Below are 16,604 nucleotides of genomic sequence, written 5' to 3'. Positions count from 1 at the left end.
GTGCGGCCTGGATGAAGCCTTTGTGAAGCGGGAGGATCAGGCCTCGGGTACGTCCGGCGCGTCAGGAGAAATGCCCAGTTCCGAGCACACGCGCCCCAGCAGCGCCTTCAGCGATGCCACCTCGGTCTCCAGCCGCGCCACGTTGGCCTTGAGCGCCGCAACCTCGCCAAGCGAATCGCCGTTCGTGGCGAAGGCACCGTCGCCCGATGTCCCCGGCCCCGCCACCTCTTCCGCCGGTGGCCCGCTCAGCAGGTGCGCCCAGCGGCTTTCGCGCGCGCCCGGCAGGCGCGCCAGCTTCACCACCAGCGCGCCGGCCGGCCGTTCGGCGAGTTCGTTGAGAAAGCCCTCGACCGACGAGATGTCGGCGAAGTTGTGCATGCGGTCGCAGGCGATGCGCAGTTCGCCGGCGGTCTGCGGGCCGCGCAGCATCAGCACGGTGAGCAGGATGACCGACTGCGACGGAATGCGCAGCACGCGGTCGATGTTGTGCTCGTAGCGGAAGGCGCGCCCGCCGCTGGTCTCGGCCACGAGGCTGTAGCCCTTCAGGCTGTCGATGGCGGCCTGCACCTGCGACTCGCTGAGTTCGAGCACCGGGTTGCGGCTGGTCTTCTGGTTGCAGCCCGACACCAGCGAGTTGAGCGTGAGCGGGTAGCTGTCGGGCACGGTGCGCTGCTTTTCGGCCAGCACACCGAGCACGCGGGTTTCAAGGAGGGACAGGACGGGCAGCGGTGTGGACATGGCTCTGGGAGAAAGGGCAGAAGTGAAAAGGCAACCGGGCCTCAGGGCGCCACCACGGCCAGCATCGGCCCGAGATCGCGCACGAAGTCGTTGCGCTGCAGTGTCTTCGAATAGATCGCCGACACGGTGCCGTCGAGGTACAGCGCGTCGCGGCAATGCAGCACATCGCGCAAGTACAGCGCGAAGTCGTAGAAATTCACCGGCGTCTCGGCGAGGACGAAGACCGCGGTGGTGCCCGACACGCACACGCCGTTGCGGGTCTTGCGCGAATCCGAATTCGGAATGAGTGCCGGGTGCACCGCGCCGTGGCGCAGCAGCAGCGGGCCCGACTGGGTCGCCAGCTGCACGCCGCCTTTCGCGGCGATCGCCGGGTACTCCGACGCCTCGACGATGCGCGGCCCCTCGGCCGTCACCAGGAACACGCCGTTGGGCTTGCGAAAGAAATTGCCGACGCCGTCGGCCAGGTTCAAAGGTGCTTCCTCGCGGCCTTCGCGCACCAGCAGGCCGACGGGGGCGAAGTCGGCGTGGTACATGCCGGCGTTCGCCGCGAACAGCAATTGCTTGTTGCGCGCCTTCAGCCAGGCCTCGAGCCGGTCGAAGCGCTTGAAGGCGGCACCGGTGTCGTCGTTCAGGAACAGCGCGAGTTTTTCGGTGCGCAGGTCGACCTTGACGACGGTGTAGCGCGGCGGCGCGTCCACGGCGCCGGCGGCGGACCACGCCAGGCCGGCGAGCAGGAAGACCAGCGCAGGCAGCAGCAGTTTTTTCATGCGACCTGCACTGTCTGCTTTTCTCAGCCGCCGTGGATGCGCGCGACCAGCGCCTTCGTGAAGGCCGCCGTGCCGGCGCTGCCGCCGAGGTCGCCGGTGCGCACGTTGTCCAGGTTGAGCGTCTGGTCGATGGCGGTGCGCAGGCGCGTGGCCAGTTCGGGCCGCTTGACGTGGTCGAGCATGAGCGCGGCCGCCAGCAGCAGCGCGGTCGGGTTGGCGATGCCCTTGCCGGCGATGTCGGGCGCCGAGCCGTGCACGGCCTCGAAGATCGCGGCGTTGGTGCCGATGTTGGCGCCGGGCGCCATGCCCAGGCCGCCGACCAGGCCGGCCACGAGGTCCGAGAGGATGTCGCCGAACAGGTTGGTGGTCACCAGCATGTCGAACTGCCAGGGGTTGAGCACCAGCTTCATCGCACAGGCGTCGATGATCACGGTGTCGAGCTCGAACTGGCCCTTGTACTTCTCTTCGTACAGGTCCAGGCCAGTCTCCAGGAAGATGCCGGTGAGCGCCTTCATGATGTTGGCCTTGTGCACCAGCGTGACCTTCTTGCGGCCGGTGGCCACGGCGGTGTCGAACGCGTATTCGAGGATGCGGCGGCTGCCCTTGCGGGTGTTGACGCCGGTGGCCATGGCCACGGCGTGCGGGTCGCCGTCGATGGGCACGTAGTGCTCGTGGCCGATGTACAGGCCCTCGAGGTTCTCGCGCACCACGGTCAGGTCGATGTTGTCGTAGCGCCCGCCCGGGATGATGGTGCGCGCGGGGCGCAGGTTGGCGTACAGCTGGAACTCCTCGCGCAGGCGCACGTTCGACGAGCGGTAGCCCCCGCCCGAGGGGGTTTCGAGCGGGCCCTTGAGCGCCAGGCGGGTGCTGCGGATGCTGTCCAGCGTGGCCTTGGGCAGCGGGTCGCCCGAGGCCTTGACGCCGCCCAGGCCGGCGATCTGGGTGTCCCACACGAAAGGCGCCTTCAGCGCGTCGAGCGCCGCCAGGGTCGCGTCGACGATCTCGGGGCCGATGCCGTCGCCGGGGATGAGGGTTGCGGGGATCGAGGTGGTCATCGGCGGCGGCTCACTTTCAGTAAAGAGGCTGCGAGCATACGTCGCACGGGCGACACCCCCGCGGCCTTCGGGGTCACTCCGGGAACCCCGCCAGCGGGGTGAGCAGCCCCATGGCGGCGGCCGCGGGACGGGCCGCCTAAAATGCCCGGTTCCCGGACGCGGCCCCTGGCCGCCTCCACGGGCCCCGCGCCCCTTCCGTTCGTCACTCCCGAAAGCGCCCTCCCCGATGTCCGCCCCGCGCAAGCTCTTCGTCACCACCGCCCTGCCGTATGCCAACGGCAAGTTCCACATCGGCCACATGATGGAATACATCCAGGCCGACATCTGGGTGCGGAACCAGCGAATGAATGGCGCCGACGTCAACTTCGTGTGCGCCGACGACGCGCACGGCGCGGCCATCACCATCGCGGCCGACAAGGCCGGCGTGACGCCGCAGGCCTTCGTGGCCGAGATCGCCGCGGGCCGCAAGCCCTACCTCGACGGCTACCACATCGCCTTCGACAACTGGCACTCGACCGACGCGCCCGAGAACCACCAGCTGGCGCAGGACATCTACCGCGACCTGCGCGCCAACGGCCTCATCGAGACCAAGAGCGTCGAGCAGTTCTACGACCCGGCCAAGGGCATGTTCCTGGCCGACCGCTTCATCAAGGGCGAGTGCCCCAACTGCCATTCGAAGGACCAGTACGGCGACAACTGCGAGGTGTGCGGCGCCGTGTACGCACCCACCGAGCTGATCAACCCGTACTCGGCGCTGTCGGGCGCCAAGCCCGAGCTGCGCAGCTCGGAGCACTTCTTCTTCAAGCTGTCGGACCCGCGCTGCGAGGCCTACCTGAAGGAATGGACCGCCGCCCCCGGCCACGTGCAGCCCGAGGTGCAGAACAAGATCCGCGAGTGGCTCTACAAGGACGACGAAGGCAAGGGCGGCCTGGGCGACTGGGACATCAGCCGCGACGCGCCCTACTTCGGCATCGAGATCCCCGATGCGCCGGGCAAGTACTTCTACGTGTGGCTCGACGCGCCCGTGGGCTACCTGGCCTCGCTGAAGAACCTGCTGGACAAGCGCTGCATCGAACTGGGCGGCGACGGCATCTCGTACACCGAGTACATGGCCGACCCCGAGCTGGAGCAGGTGCACTTCATCGGCAAGGACATCATCACCTTCCACACGCTGTTCTGGCCCGCGATGCTGCATTTCAGCGGCCGCAAGGCGCCCAACGCCGTGTACGTGCACGGCCACCTGACGGTGAGCGGCGAGAAGATGAGCAAGAGCCGCGGCACCGGCATCGACCCGCTCAAGTACCTGTCGATCGGGCTCGACCCCGAATGGCTGCGCTACTACATCGCCGCCAAGCTCAACGGCCGCAACGAGGACATTGACTTCAACCCCGACGACTTCGTGGCGCGCGTCAACAGCGACCTCGTGGGCAAGTACATCAACATCGCCAGCCGCGCGGCCGGCTTCATCGGCAAGCGCTTCGGCGGCCAGCTGGGCGCGGTGTCGGCCGACGGCGAAACGCTGCTGTCCACGCTGCGTGCCGCCGCCACGCAGGTGCAGTCGCTGTACGACGGTCGCGACTACGCCCGCGCGCTGCGCGAGGTGATGGCGCTGGCCGACAAGGTGAACGAGTACGTTGACCAGAACAAGCCCTGGGAACTGGCCAAGAAGGAAGGCGCCGAGGCGCGCCTGCACGACGTGTGCACGGTGTGCATCGAGGCCTTCCGCCTGCTCACGCTGTACCTGAAGCCGGTGCTGCCGGCGCTGGCCGTGAACGTCGAGGCCTTCCTGAAGATCGCGCCGCTGACCTGGGCCGACGCCGCGCAGGCGCTGCCGGCCGGCCACGCCATCGGCGACTACAAGCACCTGATGCAGCGCGCCGACCCCAAGCAGGTCGACAAGCTGTTCGACGTGCCCGAAGCCGCGGCTGCCGCACCCGTCGCCACCGAAGCGCAGGAACTGCCCGGCGGCGAAGCCATCGCGCCGACCATCACCATCGACGACTTCGCGAAGATCGACCTGCGCATCGCGAAGATCGTGGCCTGCGAGAAGGTCGAGGGCTCGACCAAGCTGCTGCGCCTGACGCTCGACGCGGGCGAAGGCAAGACGCGCAACGTGTTCAGCGGCATCGCCTCGGCCTACCAACCGGAGCAGCTCGTGGGCAAGCTCACGGTGCTGGTCGCCAACCTCGCGCCGCGCAAGATGAAGTTCGGCGTCAGCGAAGGCATGGTGCTGGCCGCGAGCCACGGCGACGAAAAGGCCCACCCGGGCATCCACGTGCTCGAGCCCTGGGCGGGCGCGACGCCGGGCATGCGCGTGCGCTGACCCGACCACGCAAAGAAGAACTAGCCGAACTTGTTGTTCAACACGAGGTCGGCGAACACCTTGCCGCCCACCGAGATGTGGTCGCGCATCGCCTCCGCGGCGTTGTCCGCGTGGCCTTTGAGAATCCACTCGACCACCCGTTCGTGCTCCCGCTGTGAAGCGGCGAGCCGGCCGGGCTTCTCGAACATCCGCCCACGGTAGGCCGAGATGCGCAGCCGCACGGTCTGCGCCTGCTCCACGATGAAGGGGTTGCCGCTGGCGCGGTAGATCACGTCGTGCAGCACGGCGTTGGCCTGCTGGTAGGCCTCGGCGTCGTCCGCCTGCGCCTGCGCGGCGGTGCCGGCCAGTGCGCGCAGCAACTCCTCGCGCAGCGCCGGGCCGATGCGCAGCGCGGCCAGGCGCGCCAGCACGCCTTCGAGCTCGCCGAGCGCTTCCATCATCGCCACCAGTTCGTTCGCCCGCAGCTGGCGCACGTAGATGCCGGTGCGCGGAACGATGTCGACCAGCCCGCGCGCACTGAGCAGCAGCAGCGCCTCGCGCACCGGCGTGCGCGAGGTGTTGAAGCTCAGGGCCAGGGCCTTTTCGTCGATGGCCATGCCGGGCGACAGCACGCCGCCCAGGATGTCTTGTTCGAGCCGGGCGCGGATGCGGTCCTGCAGGCTGTGGGTGTCGAGGGTTTTCGCGGGTTGCATGGCGATCTGGATATTAGCTAACCTTACAGATATATCAATTCATCTGTTTGGTACATCAATGTCTCCCACCCTCGCGATCGACGGCCACGTGGCCTACCTGACGCTGCACCGTCCCCAGGCCGCCAACAAGCTCACGCCGGACGATCTTCCCGTGCTGATCCAGCATGTGGACACAGTGAACCGCACGCCCGAGGTGCTGGTGCTCGTCCTGCGCGCCGAGGGCAAGTACTTCTGCAGCGGGTTTGATATATCAGAGGTGGCCACCCAGAGCCAGACCGAGGGCCGCAGCTTCGGCGAGATGGTCGATGTGTTCGAAAACTGCCGCGCCGTCACCATCGCGGCGGTGCATGGCGGCGTCTACGGCGGCGCGACAGACCTCGTGCTGGCCTGCGACTTCCGCGTGGGCGCCCGCAGCGCCGAGATGTTCATGCCGGCCGCGCGGCTCGGCCTGCACTACTACCAGAGCGGCATGGAACGCTACGTGTCGCGGCTGGGGCTGGACACGGCCAAGCGCCTCTTCCTCACCGCCGAGAAGCTCGACGGCGCCGCCATGCGCGACTGCGGCTTTCTCACGCAGCTGGTCAACGACGCCGCCGCGCTCGACGCCGAGGTGCAGCGCCTGCGCACCGTGCTCGCCGGCATGGCGCCGCTGGCGCTGCTGGGCATGAAGAAGCACCTGAACCAGATCGCGCGCGGCACCGCCGACGCGGCCGCGATCTCGCGCGAGGTGCAGCGCACCGTCGCCTCCGAAGACCTCGCCGAGGGCGGCCGGGCCTGGCGCGAGAAGCGCACGCCGGTGTTCCAGGGCCGCTGAGCGCGCCCGCCCTTCCCTACACAAGACCCAGGAGACAAACCCATGAAGCAAGAACTGCGAGCCCTCTCGTTCGCCGCCGCCGCGCTGCTGGCCTCGGCCGGCGCACTGGCCGACACCTACCCCTCGCGCCCGATCACGTTGCTGGTGGGCTTCCCCGCCGGCGGCGGCGCCGACACGGTGGCACGCATCGTCGGCGACAAGCTGGGCAAGCTGCTCGGCCAGCCGATCGTCATCGACAACAAGCCGGGCGCCGGCACCACCATCGCGTCGGACCAGGTCGCGCGCGCCGCGCCCGACGGCTACACGCTGCTGCTGGGCAGCGCCAACCTCTACGGCAGCGACAAGCTGCTCTACAAGAGCGTGAAGTACGACGGCGCCAGGAGCTTCGTGCCGATCTCGCGCTGGAGTTCCGCGCCGATGCTGCTCGCGGTGAACAAGGACGTGAGCGCCAAGACCGTGCAGGCGCTGATCGCCGAGGCACGGCAGAACCCCGGCAAGCTGGCGTACTCGTCGTCGGGCGCCGGCGTGGTGACGCACCTGGCGGGCCTCTCGTTCGAGAAGGCGGCCGGCGTGCAGATGCTGCACGTGCCGTACAAGGGCGGCGCGCCGTCGATCCAGGCCGTGGCCGCGGGCGACGTGCAGCTCACCTTCGGCACGCCGCCCTCGGTGCTGCCGATGGCGCAGGGCCAGAAGCTGCGCGTGCTGGCCGTCACCTCGGGCCAGCGCTCGCCGCTCTTTCCCGACGTGCCCAGCGTGGCCGAGGCCGGCGTGAAAGGCTACGACTACACCTTCTGGTTCGGCCTCTTCGGCCCGGCCGGCCTGCCGCCGGAGGTGGCTCAGAAGCTGTTCGACGCCAGCGTGGCGGCGCTGAACGACCCCGAGGTCAAGGCGCGGATGGAGAAGTCGGGCAACGAGTCGGCGCCGTCGAAGTCGCTCGCCGAATTCCGTGCCTGGGCCTTGGCCGAAGGCGCGAAGTCGAAGGAACTCACCGAGCGCTCGGGCGCGAGCGTCGAATGACCGCGCACGCACCCAAGGCAGGCCCGCTGCAGGGCTTCACCGTCATCGACCTCACGCGCGTGCTCGCGGGCCCGTACTGCACGCTGCTGCTCGCCGACCTGGGCGCGCGCGTCATCAAGGTGGAGCAACCCGGCCTGGGCGACGACGCGCGGCAGATCGGCCCCTTCGTCGAGGGCGACTCGGCTTACTTCATGTCGGTCAATCGCAACAAGGAGTCGATCGCGCTCGACCTGAAGGCGCCGGCCGACCGCGCGGTCTTCGAGCAGCTGCTGGCCACGGCCGACGTGCTGGTCGAGAACTTCCGGCCCGGCACGATGGAAAAGCTGGGCTACGACTGGCCGACGCTGCACGCGCGTTTTCCGAAACTGGTGTTCACCTCGGTCTCGGGTTTCGGCCAGACCGGGCCCTACAGCAGGCGCCCCGCCTACGACATGGTGGTGCAGGCGATGGGCGGCATCATGAGCCTCACCGGCCACCCGGGCGCGCCGCCGACGCGCGTGGGCGTGTCGATCGGCGACCTCGGCGCCGGGCTGTACGCGGCCGTCGGCACGCAGGCCGCGCTGCTGCAGCGCGGACGCACCGGGCTGGGGGACCGGGTCGACGTGGCCATGCTCGACTGCCAGGTCGCGCTGCTCGAGAACGCGATCTCGCGCATGGAGGCCGAGGGCCGCGCGCCGGGGCCGATCGGCTCGCGGCATCCGTCGATCACGCCCTTCGACGTGTTCCGCGCGGCCGACGGCTGGTTCGTGATCGCGGCAGGCAACGACACGCTGTTCCAGCGCCTGTGCACTGCCCTCGAGCTGCCCGCGCTCGCCGGGGACGCGCGCTTTGCCACCAACCCGGCGCGCTGCCAGCACCACGAGGCGCTCAAGCAACTGCTCGAAGAGCGCCTGTCGACCGCGCCCTGCGCGCACTGGCAGGCGCTGCTGATGCAGCACAACATCCCCACCGGCGAGTACAACGACGTGGCCGCAGTGGTGAACGACCCGCAGGTGCAGGCGCGCGAGATGCTGGTGCAGGTGCGCACGCAGGGCGGTCAGCCGCTCACGGTGGCGGGCAACCCGGTGCACGTCGGCGGGCTGCGCACGCAGGTGCGGCGGCAACCGCCACGGCTGGACCAGGACCGCGAGGCGATCCTGGCGTCGCTCGCCCGATCCAGCGCTGCGGGTGCAGAATCCGCCCATGCAACGCAGTGACCGCCTCCGCCCCCTCGTCCTTTCCGCGCTCGGCCTCGCGAGTGCGCTGCTGCTGAGCGGCTGCGCGGTGGTCAGCGTCGCGAGCACGGCCGTGAGCGTGGGCGCCGGCGCAGTCGGCCTCGCGGCCGATGCCGCCATCGGCACCGCGCGCATCACCGGCAAGGCCGTGGGCGCGGCGGCCGACGCGGTGATTCCCGACAGCAAGGACTGAGGGCCGTTCAGCGCGGCAAGCCCAGCGCCGCGAGGTGCGCGGGCGTGTGCTGTGCCTTTTCCTTGCGCACGAAGGCCGAACGCAGCGCCGCGTGCGGCTCGGCGGGATCGAAGAAATTGCGCCGCATGTGCGCCAGCTCCTCGTCGCGATACGCCTGCAGCGGCTTGACCGCCTCGTCGCGCACACGCGCCGCCTGCTTGTCCGCCAGGCGCGCGGCCAGGTCCGGCGATGCCGCCAGTTGCGCGGCCAGCCGGCCGACCTCGTCACCCAGCTCTTCCGGCGCGGCCTGCAGCACGCGCTGCGCCAGGCCCAGCGCCACCGCGCGCTTGGCGCTCACGGGCAGCGCCGATTGCGTGAGCCGCGCGGCCTCGTCGGCGCCCACGCGGCGCGGCAGGCTGTAGGTCCAGTACTCGGAGCCATGCAGGCCCATGAGTTTGTAGTGCGGGTTGAGCACTACGCCGTCGCGGCACCACACCTCGTCGGCCGCGAGCGCGAGCATCACGCCGCCGGCCGCGGCATTGCCGCCCAGCGCGGCCACGGTGAGGCGGTCGGTGGTGGTGAGCACGGCCTCGACCAGGTCGTTCATCGCGTGGATGTTGGCCCACGACTCCTCGGCCGGATCGGCCGCCGCCTCGATCACGTTCAGGTGGATGCCGTTGGAGAAGAAGTCGCGCAGCCCGCCGAGCACCAGCACCGACGTTGGGCGGGTGCTGGCGAAGCGGTAAGCCGCCAGCAGACGCCGGCATTGCGCGGTGCTCATGGCCCCGCCCGCGAACGAGAAGTTCAGCACGCCGACAGCGCCGTGCTCGCTGTAACGCATGTCGGTCCAGGTGCGGCGGCCAGCGGGCAACTCGAGCGGCGCGGCCACCTCGGGCAGGCCGGCGGGCAGCCGCGCGCCCAGCGCCTCGACGGCCGGCAGCTTGTAGCTCGGCAAACCGGAACCCGGCTCGCGCCAGGGCCGCAGCTGGGTGAGCCAGACCGCGCCGTCGACGGTGGCGCGGCAGACGGCGCCGGCGCGGGTGGCGATCAGTTCGCCGGGCGTGCCGCGCAGTTCGTCCTCGGCATGGCCGCCGTGCAGGTACCACGGCGCACCCAGCAGCTCGTCGAGCACGCCGGGCTGCGAATCGGCTGCGCGCAGCTGCCGCAGCACCGATTCGGTGGTCTGCGTGGCCCAGTCGATGCGGCGCTCGGCCTGCTTCATGAAGGGCCGCCAGCCGGCGGCGAGGTCGGCCGCCTTCTGCCGCTTCGGCTTGTAGGTGCCCGAGGCGAAGCGCTCGACGGCCAGCAGCACGGCGTCGACGGCGGCATCGGCCACCTCGCCGCGGTACAGGTCGCTCTTGCCGGCCTGCGGCGGCACCTTCAGCGGCGACCAGGCCCAGACATCGCCCGCGTCCATCTCGGCCACGGCTTCGAGCACGGTGACGCCCCAGCTGTCGACGCCGCCCTGCAGCGTCCGGTCGAGCGAGGACGGGCCCCGGTCGCCGGGCGGGCCCGGGTGCACGATGAGGCAGATGTGGGCGCGCCAGACGTCCTCGGGGATCGCCGTGGTCAGCATCGGCGCGATGACGAGCGCCGGCGCGTGCTGGCGCACCGCTTCACGCAGCGCCTCGTCGTCGCCGAGCGCCAGCACGATGCCTGCGGTGTGGCCCCGGTCCTGGAGCTCGGCCAGCACGCGCTGCGTGAGGCTGTTGAACGCACTCGCGACGAGCAGGATGTGCATGGGCGACCTCATTGACGTTTGTTTCTAAACGTCAAAAATGTATCTTTCAGCCTCGCCGCCGATAAGCTGACTGAAAGTACTCACCGCCGGGAAATCGCGGGGCCGCCGCGACGGCCGGGCCACAATGACCGCACATGTCGTCGCCGCTGAACCTCACCCGCTTTCGCCCCCGCCTGCTGGACACGATGGCCGGCTACGACCGGGGGCGGTTCCTGGGGGACCTCGGCGCGGGCGCCACGGTGGGCATCGTGGCGCTGCCGCTGGCCATGGCCTTTGCCATCGCCTCGGGGCTCAAGCCCGAGGCCGGCATCTGGACGGCGATCATCGCGGGCTTCCTGATCTCGCTGCTGGGCGGCTCGGCCGTGCAGATCGGCGGCCCGGCGGGCGCCTTCATCGTGATCGTCTACGGCATCGTCGAGCGCTACGGCGTGGCCAACCTGCTGATCGCCACCGCCTGCGCGGGCGTGCTGCTGTTCATGGCGGGGCTGTTCGGGCTCGGGCGGCTGGTGCGCTTCGTGCCGCTGTCGATCGTGGTGGGCTTCACCAACGGCATCGCGGTGCTGATCCTGCTGTCGCAGCTGAAAGACCTCCTGGGCCTCACGGTGGAGCGCATGCCGGCCGACGTGTTCTCGCAGCTGCACGCGATGGCGCTGCGGCTGGACACCTTCAACCCGCACGCCTTCGCGCTCGGGCTGGCCTGCGTGCTCGGGCTGTTGGCGTGGTCGCGGCTGTTTCGCGGCGACTCGGCGCTGGCGCGTGCGGTGCAGCGCGTGGGCGGACGCTGGGTGCAGACGCGCCCGGTGCAGATCGTCGGGCGCATCCCGGGGCCGATCGTCGCGCTGGTGTCGCTCACGCTGGTGTCGTGGGGCTTCGCGCTGCCGGTGGAGACCATCGGCACGCGCTTCGGCGGCATTCCCGAGGGCGTGCCGGCCTTCGCGCTGCCCGATTTCTCGTGGGAGACCGTCAAGCAGCTGGTGACGCCGACGCTGACCATCGCGCTGCTCGGCGCCATCGAGTCGCTGCTGTGCGCGCGCGTGGCCGACCAGGTCAGCGGCCAGCCGCGCCACGACCCCAACCAGGAGCTGATGGCGCAGGGCATCGCCAACCTGGTCACGCCCTTCTTCGGCGGCATGCCGGCCACAGGCACCATCGCGCGCACCGTGACCAACATCCGCTCCGGCGGCAGCTCGCCCATTGCGGGCATCGTGCATGCGGTCACGCTGCTGGTCGTGGTGCTGCTGGCAGCGCCGCTGGCGCGCCATGTGCCGCTCGCGGTGCTGGCGGGCATCCTGGTGTTCGTGGGGCTGAACATGGGCGAATGGCGCGAGTTCACACCCGGCCAGCTGCGCCACTTCAGCCGCCACTACCGCCTGCTGATGCTCGGCACCTTCTTCCTCACGGTGGTGTTCGACCTCACGGTGGCGGTGCAGGTGGGCATCGTGCTGGCGTGCGCGCTCTTCATCCGGCGCATGAGCGGGCTGTTCAGCGTCGAGCTGGTGACGCTGCAGCCGCCGGTGCTCACCTACCGGCTGTACGGCGCGATGTTCTTCGGCGCAGCGGCCAAGCTCGACGAAGCAGTGAACGCCGCGGAGCGCGCGCCGCGCGGCATGACGCTGGTGCTGGACGCCACGCACCTGATCTACATCGACGCCACCGGCGTCGATGCGCTGCGGCAGCTGCACCGGGCGGTGCTGGCGCGCGACGGGCTGCTGCGCATCGAGTCGCTGCAGCCGCAGCCGCTCGAGGTGCTGGAGCGCTCGGGCTTTGCCGAGGAATTGACGACGGGCCAGCCCGGCGCGTCGCACGGCGCCTGATCGCCGCGTTACGGCGCCTCGGTGCCCCGATCAGGCGACGACCCGCTGCGCACCACGCGCTGGTCGTCGTTCAGCGTGGCGGTGAAGACCATCGACGAATTCGGTGGTTGCACCCAGCGCCATTCCCATTCGGTTTCGCGCTTGAGCGCATAGGGCGTGACCTTGGCCGGCTTGCCCAGCAGCTTGCGCAGGTCTTCCATCATCATGCCGGGCTGCACCTTGGCGAAGTTCTCGGGCGTGAGCACCTGGCGCAGCGCGCTCATCTTGCCGTCGGCGCCGATGGTGATCATGTAGTTCTTCTGGCCCTGCGGCTGGCGGTTGAACTCCAGCACGCGGCCGTTGGGCACGTCCCAGACGTTCTCGGGTTCGCCGAAACGCGCACGCACGTCGGCCTCGGTCGAGACGCCTTCTTCGAGTTCGCTGATGCGCTGCGGATCGCAGCCCGCGAGCCCGATCAGCGCCGCCAGCAGTCCTGCCACGAGGCCGATCCGGCCCTTCTGAAATCGTTGCATGCCGTCCCCGGTAAAATTCGAGCGATAAAGGTCCAGTCTATGTCCATCTTCCGCCGCCCCCACTACACCTCCGAGATCACGAACTTCATCGAGGAGATGAAGCAAAAGAAGCCGACGCTCGAGGCCGAACAGCGCGCCGGCCGCGCCCTGCTGTGGGACAAGCACCTCGACCGCAGCCTGCTCGAGGAGTACAGCGAAGCGCGCGTGCCGATGCAGCCGTACGTCTACCAGACCCAACCCAAGTGAATGGTGCCCACCCGGCATCCCGCCGCCCAGCCTGCGCGCACAGCTATTAAGTTGATAGCAACCTCCTCATGAGCGCAGACGAGGACAACGGCACGATCGTGGCCAGCATGCCCGAGGTCGTCGACCAGGTCGCCCTGGCCCGGCTCTACGGCGAGCCGCTGTTCGCGATGCCGAAGGACCTGTACATCCCGCCCGAGGCGCTGCAGGTTTTCCTGGAGGCCTTCGAGGGCCCGCTGGACCTGTTGCTGTACCTGATCCGCAAGCAGAACTTCAACATCCTCGACATCCCGATGGCGGGCCTGACGCGGCAGTACCTGAGCTACGTCGACGAGATCCGCCAGACCAACCTCGAGCTCGCGGCCGAGTACCTGCTGATGGCCGCGATGCTGATCGAGATCAAGTCGCGCATGCTGCTGCCGCCCAAGAAGGTGGCCGACGGCGAAGAGGCCGAAGACCCGCGCGCCGAGCTGGTTCGACGGCTCATGGAGTACGAGCAGACCAAGCTGCAGGCCGCCGCCATCAGCGCGCTGCCGACCTACGGGCGCGATTTCTGGAAGGCCCAGGTCTATATCGAGCAGTCGATCAAGCCGCGCTTTCCCGACGTCGACGTGGTCGAGCTGCGCGACGCCTGGGCCGACATCATGAAGCGCGCCAAGCTCGTGCAGCACCACAAGATCTCGCGCGAAGAACTCAACGTGCGCGAGCACATGAGCATCGTGCTGCGCCACCTGCAGGGCCAGCGTTTCGTCGAGTTCGAGAAGCTCTTCGACGTCTCGCGCGGCGTGCCGGTGCTCATCGTCACCTTCATCGCGATGCTCGAGCTCGCGAAAGAAACGCTGATCGACATCACGCAGGCCGAGGCCTTCGCCCCCATCTACGTCCGACTGGCCTACTCGCCGGCCTGACCCAACCGGTTCCCACGCCTGTGACTTCCGCCGTTCGCGACTTCGACGTCCTCATTGTCGGCAGCGGCCTCGCAGGCCTCTCCGCCGCGCTGCACCTGGCCCCCACGCACCGCGTGGCCGTGCTCACCAAGCGCGCGCTGAACGACGGCTCCAGCGCCTGGGCTCAGGGCGGCATCGCGGCCGTGCTGGCGGCGGGCGACAGCTTCGACGCCCACGTGGAAGACACGCTGGTCGCCGGCGCCGGCCTGTGCGACCCCGAGGCCACGCGCTTCGTGGTCGAGGGCGCGCCGCAGGCCATCGGCTGGCTGCGCGAACTGGGCGTGCCCTTTTCGGAAGAAGGCGGCGACCTGCACCTGACGCGCGAAGGCGGCCACAGCCAGCGCCGCATCGTGCACGTGACCGACGCCACCGGCGCGGCCGTGCAGCAGGTGCTGATCGAGCGCGTGCGCCGCACGCCCAACATCACGCTGTTCGAGCACCACACGCTGGTCGACCTGGTCACCGGCACCAAGCTCGGGCTGGCCGATCCGTCCTGCCAGGGCCTGTACGCGCTGGACGACGAGACCGACGAGGTGCTGGCCTTCCGCGCGCCGCACACCATCCTGGCGACCGGCGGCGCGGGCAAGGTGTACCTGTACACCACCAACCCCGACACCGCCACCGGCGACGGCATTGCCGCCGCCTGGCGCGCGGGCTGCCGGGTGTCGAACCTGGAGTTCATCCAGTTCCACCCGACCTGCCTGTACCACCCGCACGCCAAGTCGTTCCTGATCAGCGAGGCGGTGCGCGGCGAAGGCGGCCTGCTCAAGTTGCCCGACGGCACGCGCTTCATGCCGAAGCACGACGAGCGCGCCGAACTCGCGCCGCGCGACGTGGTGGCCCGCGCCATCGACTTCGAGATGAAGAAGCACGGCCTGGACTGCGTGTACCTCGACATCTCGCACCAACCGCCCGCGTTCCTGAAGGAACACTTCCCCAACATCCTGGCGCGCTGCCTGGAGCTGGGCATCGACATCACGCGCGAGCCGATTCCCGTGGTGCCCGCCGCGCACTACACCTGCGGCGGCGTGCTCAGCGACCTAGCCGGTCGCACCGACATCCCGGGCCTGTATGCCATCGGCGAAACCGCCTGCACCGGCCTGCACGGCGCCAACCGGCTGGCCAGCAACTCGCTGGTCGAGTGCATGGTGTTCGCGCGCGCCGCGGCCAACGCCATTGCGCAAGCGCCGTCGCGCGAACGCGCCGCGCTGCCCGCCTGGGACGAAAGCCGCGTCACCGACGCCGACGAAGCCGTGGTCATCTCCCACAACTGGGACGAGCTGCGCCGCTTCATGTGGGACTACGTCGGCATCGTGCGCACCAACAAGCGCCTGGAGCGTGCGAGCCATCGCATCGCGCTGCTGCAGGCCGAGATCCAGGAGTTCTACGCGAACTTCCACGTCACGCGCGACCTGCTCGAGCTGCGCAACCTGGTGCAGGTGGCCGAGCTGATCGTGCGTTCCGCGCAGGCCCGCCACGAGAGCCGTGGCCTGCATTTCAGTCGCGATTACCCTTCGCTGGCCGAGCCCACCGCACCCACCGTGCTGGTGCCGCCGGTCGACTGAGCCCACCCTTCGTCACCTTTCGATCACCCTCAGGATGCCCGGCCACCGACGCCCGCAGGGAGAAAGCCAACCATGTCGAACACCCCTACCCCCCCCACCCCACCGTCCGAAGCCCCGCCCGCCTCGCCCTACGGCACGCTGCCGCCCGCCTCGCCCCTGGCGCAGCGCAAGCCCGTGAGCCTGCCGCGGCTGGCCGACATGCATGCGCGCGGCGAGAAGATCGCCATGCTCACCGCCTACGACGCCACCTTTGCGGCCATGGCCGACGCGGCCGGCATCGATTGCCTGCTGGTCGGCGACTCGCTGGGCATGGTCTGCCAGGGCCTGAACAGCACCGTGGGCGTGAGCCTGGAAGCCATGCGCTATCACACCGACAGCGTCTCGCGCGGCCTGCGCCGCGTGCAGGGCACGACCTGGCTCATCGCCGACCTGCCCTTCGGCAGTTATCAAGAATCGCGCGAGCAGGCTCTTCGTAGCGCCACCGTGCTGATGCAGGCCGGCGCGCACATGGTCAAGCTCGAAGGCGGCGGCTGGACCACCGAGACCGTGCGCTTCCTGGTCGAGCGCGGCATTCCCGTGTGCGCCCACCTGGGCCTGACGCCGCAGACCGTGCACGCGCTCGGCGGCTACCGCGTGCAGGGCAAGGGCGACACCGCCGGCGCGCTGCTCAAGCAGCAGGCCCACGCGCTGCAGGACGCGGGCGCCGCCATGCTGGTGCTCGAGATGGTGCCGGCCGCGCTGGCCGCCGAACTCACCACGGAGCTGAAACACTGCGCCACCATCGGCATCGGCGCCGGCAAGGCCACCGCGGGCCAGGTGCTCGTGCTGCACGACATGCTGGGCATCAACCTCGGGAAGATGCCGAAGTTCGTGCGCAACTTCATGGCCGATGCGCCGGGCGTGCTGCCCGCGCTGCAGGCCTACGTGCAGGCCGTGAAGAACGGCAGCTTCCCCGACGACCGGCTCCACGCCTGGTAAGCACAGAAGGAC

General features: G+C 69.5%; 16 protein-coding genes. 10 read left to right on the top strand and 6 right to left on the bottom strand.

What is annotated here, in order from left to right; genetic code table 11:
* Positions 1-36: 36 nt before the first annotated feature.
* The 3 genes from AC07SQ_RS11455 to AC07SQ_RS11445 are packed head-to-tail and all read right to left on the bottom strand — an operon-like array spanning position 37 to position 2,560.
* Complete coding sequence (locus AC07SQ_RS11455) at positions 37-738, bottom strand: YceH family protein (protein WP_495271151.1); 702 nt, start codon at positions 736-738, stop codon at positions 37-39.
* A gap of 41 nt (positions 739-779) precedes the next feature.
* Positions 780-1,505: a phosphodiester glycosidase family protein gene (locus tag AC07SQ_RS11450; protein ID WP_495271152.1), complete on the bottom strand. Its 726-nt coding sequence runs from the start codon at positions 1,503-1,505 to the stop codon at positions 780-782.
* A 23-nt stretch (positions 1,506-1,528) separates the two neighbouring features.
* A complete protein-coding gene (locus AC07SQ_RS11445; RefSeq protein WP_495271153.1) occupies positions 1,529-2,560 on the bottom strand; it encodes an isocitrate/isopropylmalate dehydrogenase family protein in 1,032 nt (343 codons plus the stop codon).
* A 226-nt stretch (positions 2,561-2,786) separates the two neighbouring features.
* On the opposite strand from AC07SQ_RS11445, the gene metG reads away from it, so the two are divergent.
* The gene (gene metG, locus AC07SQ_RS11440) at positions 2,787-4,883 is read left to right on the top strand and encodes a methionine--tRNA ligase (protein WP_354343040.1); all 2,097 of its coding nucleotides are present in this window, start codon (positions 2,787-2,789) and stop codon (positions 4,881-4,883) included.
* A gap of 20 nt (positions 4,884-4,903) precedes the next feature.
* Here the strand turns inward: metG and AC07SQ_RS11435 are convergent, their stop codons facing one another.
* On the bottom strand, positions 4,904-5,575 hold the full coding sequence (locus AC07SQ_RS11435) for a GntR family transcriptional regulator (protein ID WP_495271154.1): 672 nt from the start codon (positions 5,573-5,575) through the stop codon (positions 4,904-4,906).
* 58 nt (positions 5,576-5,633) lie between these two features.
* On the opposite strand from AC07SQ_RS11435, the gene AC07SQ_RS11430 reads away from it, so the two are divergent.
* The 4 genes from AC07SQ_RS11430 to AC07SQ_RS11415 are packed head-to-tail and all read left to right on the top strand — an operon-like array spanning position 5,634 to position 8,813.
* On the top strand, positions 5,634-6,389 hold the full coding sequence (locus tag AC07SQ_RS11430) for an enoyl-CoA hydratase/isomerase family protein (RefSeq protein WP_495271155.1): 756 nt from the start codon (positions 5,634-5,636) through the stop codon (positions 6,387-6,389).
* A gap of 42 nt (positions 6,390-6,431) precedes the next feature.
* Positions 6,432-7,406 (top strand): Bug family tripartite tricarboxylate transporter substrate binding protein, encoded by a 975-nt coding sequence (locus AC07SQ_RS11425; protein ID WP_369631702.1) that lies wholly within the window; start codon positions 6,432-6,434, stop codon positions 7,404-7,406.
* On the top strand, positions 7,403-8,602 hold the full coding sequence (locus AC07SQ_RS11420) for a CaiB/BaiF CoA transferase family protein (RefSeq protein WP_495271156.1): 1,200 nt from the start codon (positions 7,403-7,405) through the stop codon (positions 8,600-8,602). Before AC07SQ_RS11425 ends, AC07SQ_RS11420 begins: the two co-directional genes overlap by 4 nt.
* Positions 8,589-8,813 (top strand): hypothetical protein, encoded by a 225-nt coding sequence (locus AC07SQ_RS11415; protein WP_307696242.1) that lies wholly within the window; start codon positions 8,589-8,591, stop codon positions 8,811-8,813. The genes AC07SQ_RS11420 and AC07SQ_RS11415 overlap by 14 nt, the downstream gene beginning before the upstream one ends.
* Before the next feature lie 7 nt (positions 8,814-8,820).
* Here AC07SQ_RS11415 and AC07SQ_RS11410 read toward each other — a convergent pair whose 3' ends face one another.
* Positions 8,821-10,533 (bottom strand): hydrogenase maturation protein, encoded by a 1,713-nt coding sequence (locus tag AC07SQ_RS11410; protein ID WP_495271157.1) that lies wholly within the window; start codon positions 10,531-10,533, stop codon positions 8,821-8,823.
* Between the two features lie 134 nt (positions 10,534-10,667).
* Here AC07SQ_RS11410 and AC07SQ_RS11405 point away from each other — a divergent pair, with 134 nt between their 5' ends.
* Positions 10,668-12,347, top strand: a complete 1,680-nt coding sequence (locus AC07SQ_RS11405; RefSeq protein WP_062477119.1) for a SulP family inorganic anion transporter — start codon at positions 10,668-10,670, stop codon at positions 12,345-12,347.
* Between the two features lie 8 nt (positions 12,348-12,355).
* On the opposite strand, the gene AC07SQ_RS11400 is transcribed toward AC07SQ_RS11405, so the two are convergent.
* Complete coding sequence (locus AC07SQ_RS11400) at positions 12,356-12,859, bottom strand: hypothetical protein (RefSeq protein ID WP_062477116.1); 504 nt, start codon at positions 12,857-12,859, stop codon at positions 12,356-12,358.
* A gap of 39 nt (positions 12,860-12,898) precedes the next feature.
* Here AC07SQ_RS11400 and AC07SQ_RS11395 point away from each other — a divergent pair, with 39 nt between their 5' ends.
* The 4 genes from AC07SQ_RS11395 to panB all read left to right on the top strand — a co-directional run bounded on the left by AC07SQ_RS11395 (position 12,899) and on the right by panB (position 16,592).
* A complete protein-coding gene (locus AC07SQ_RS11395; protein WP_062477114.1) occupies positions 12,899-13,105 on the top strand; it encodes a DUF3460 family protein in 207 nt (68 codons plus the stop codon).
* A gap of 68 nt (positions 13,106-13,173) precedes the next feature.
* On the top strand, positions 13,174-14,010 hold the full coding sequence (locus tag AC07SQ_RS11390) for a segregation and condensation protein A (RefSeq protein WP_056578351.1): 837 nt from the start codon (positions 13,174-13,176) through the stop codon (positions 14,008-14,010).
* 20 nt (positions 14,011-14,030) lie between these two features.
* On the top strand, positions 14,031-15,614 hold the full coding sequence (gene nadB / locus AC07SQ_RS11385) for an L-aspartate oxidase (protein ID WP_495271158.1): 1,584 nt from the start codon (positions 14,031-14,033) through the stop codon (positions 15,612-15,614).
* 72 nt (positions 15,615-15,686) lie between these two features.
* On the top strand, positions 15,687-16,592 hold the full coding sequence (panB, locus tag AC07SQ_RS11380) for a 3-methyl-2-oxobutanoate hydroxymethyltransferase (RefSeq protein WP_495271159.1): 906 nt from the start codon (positions 15,687-15,689) through the stop codon (positions 16,590-16,592).
* The last annotated feature ends 12 nt before the right edge of the window (positions 16,593-16,604 follow it).

Source organism: Variovorax sp. GW821-FHT06D12, from assembly GCF_059419205.1.
The sequence above is the reverse complement of the archived record's forward strand: the minus strand, read 5'-3'. Positions and strand labels throughout refer to the sequence as shown.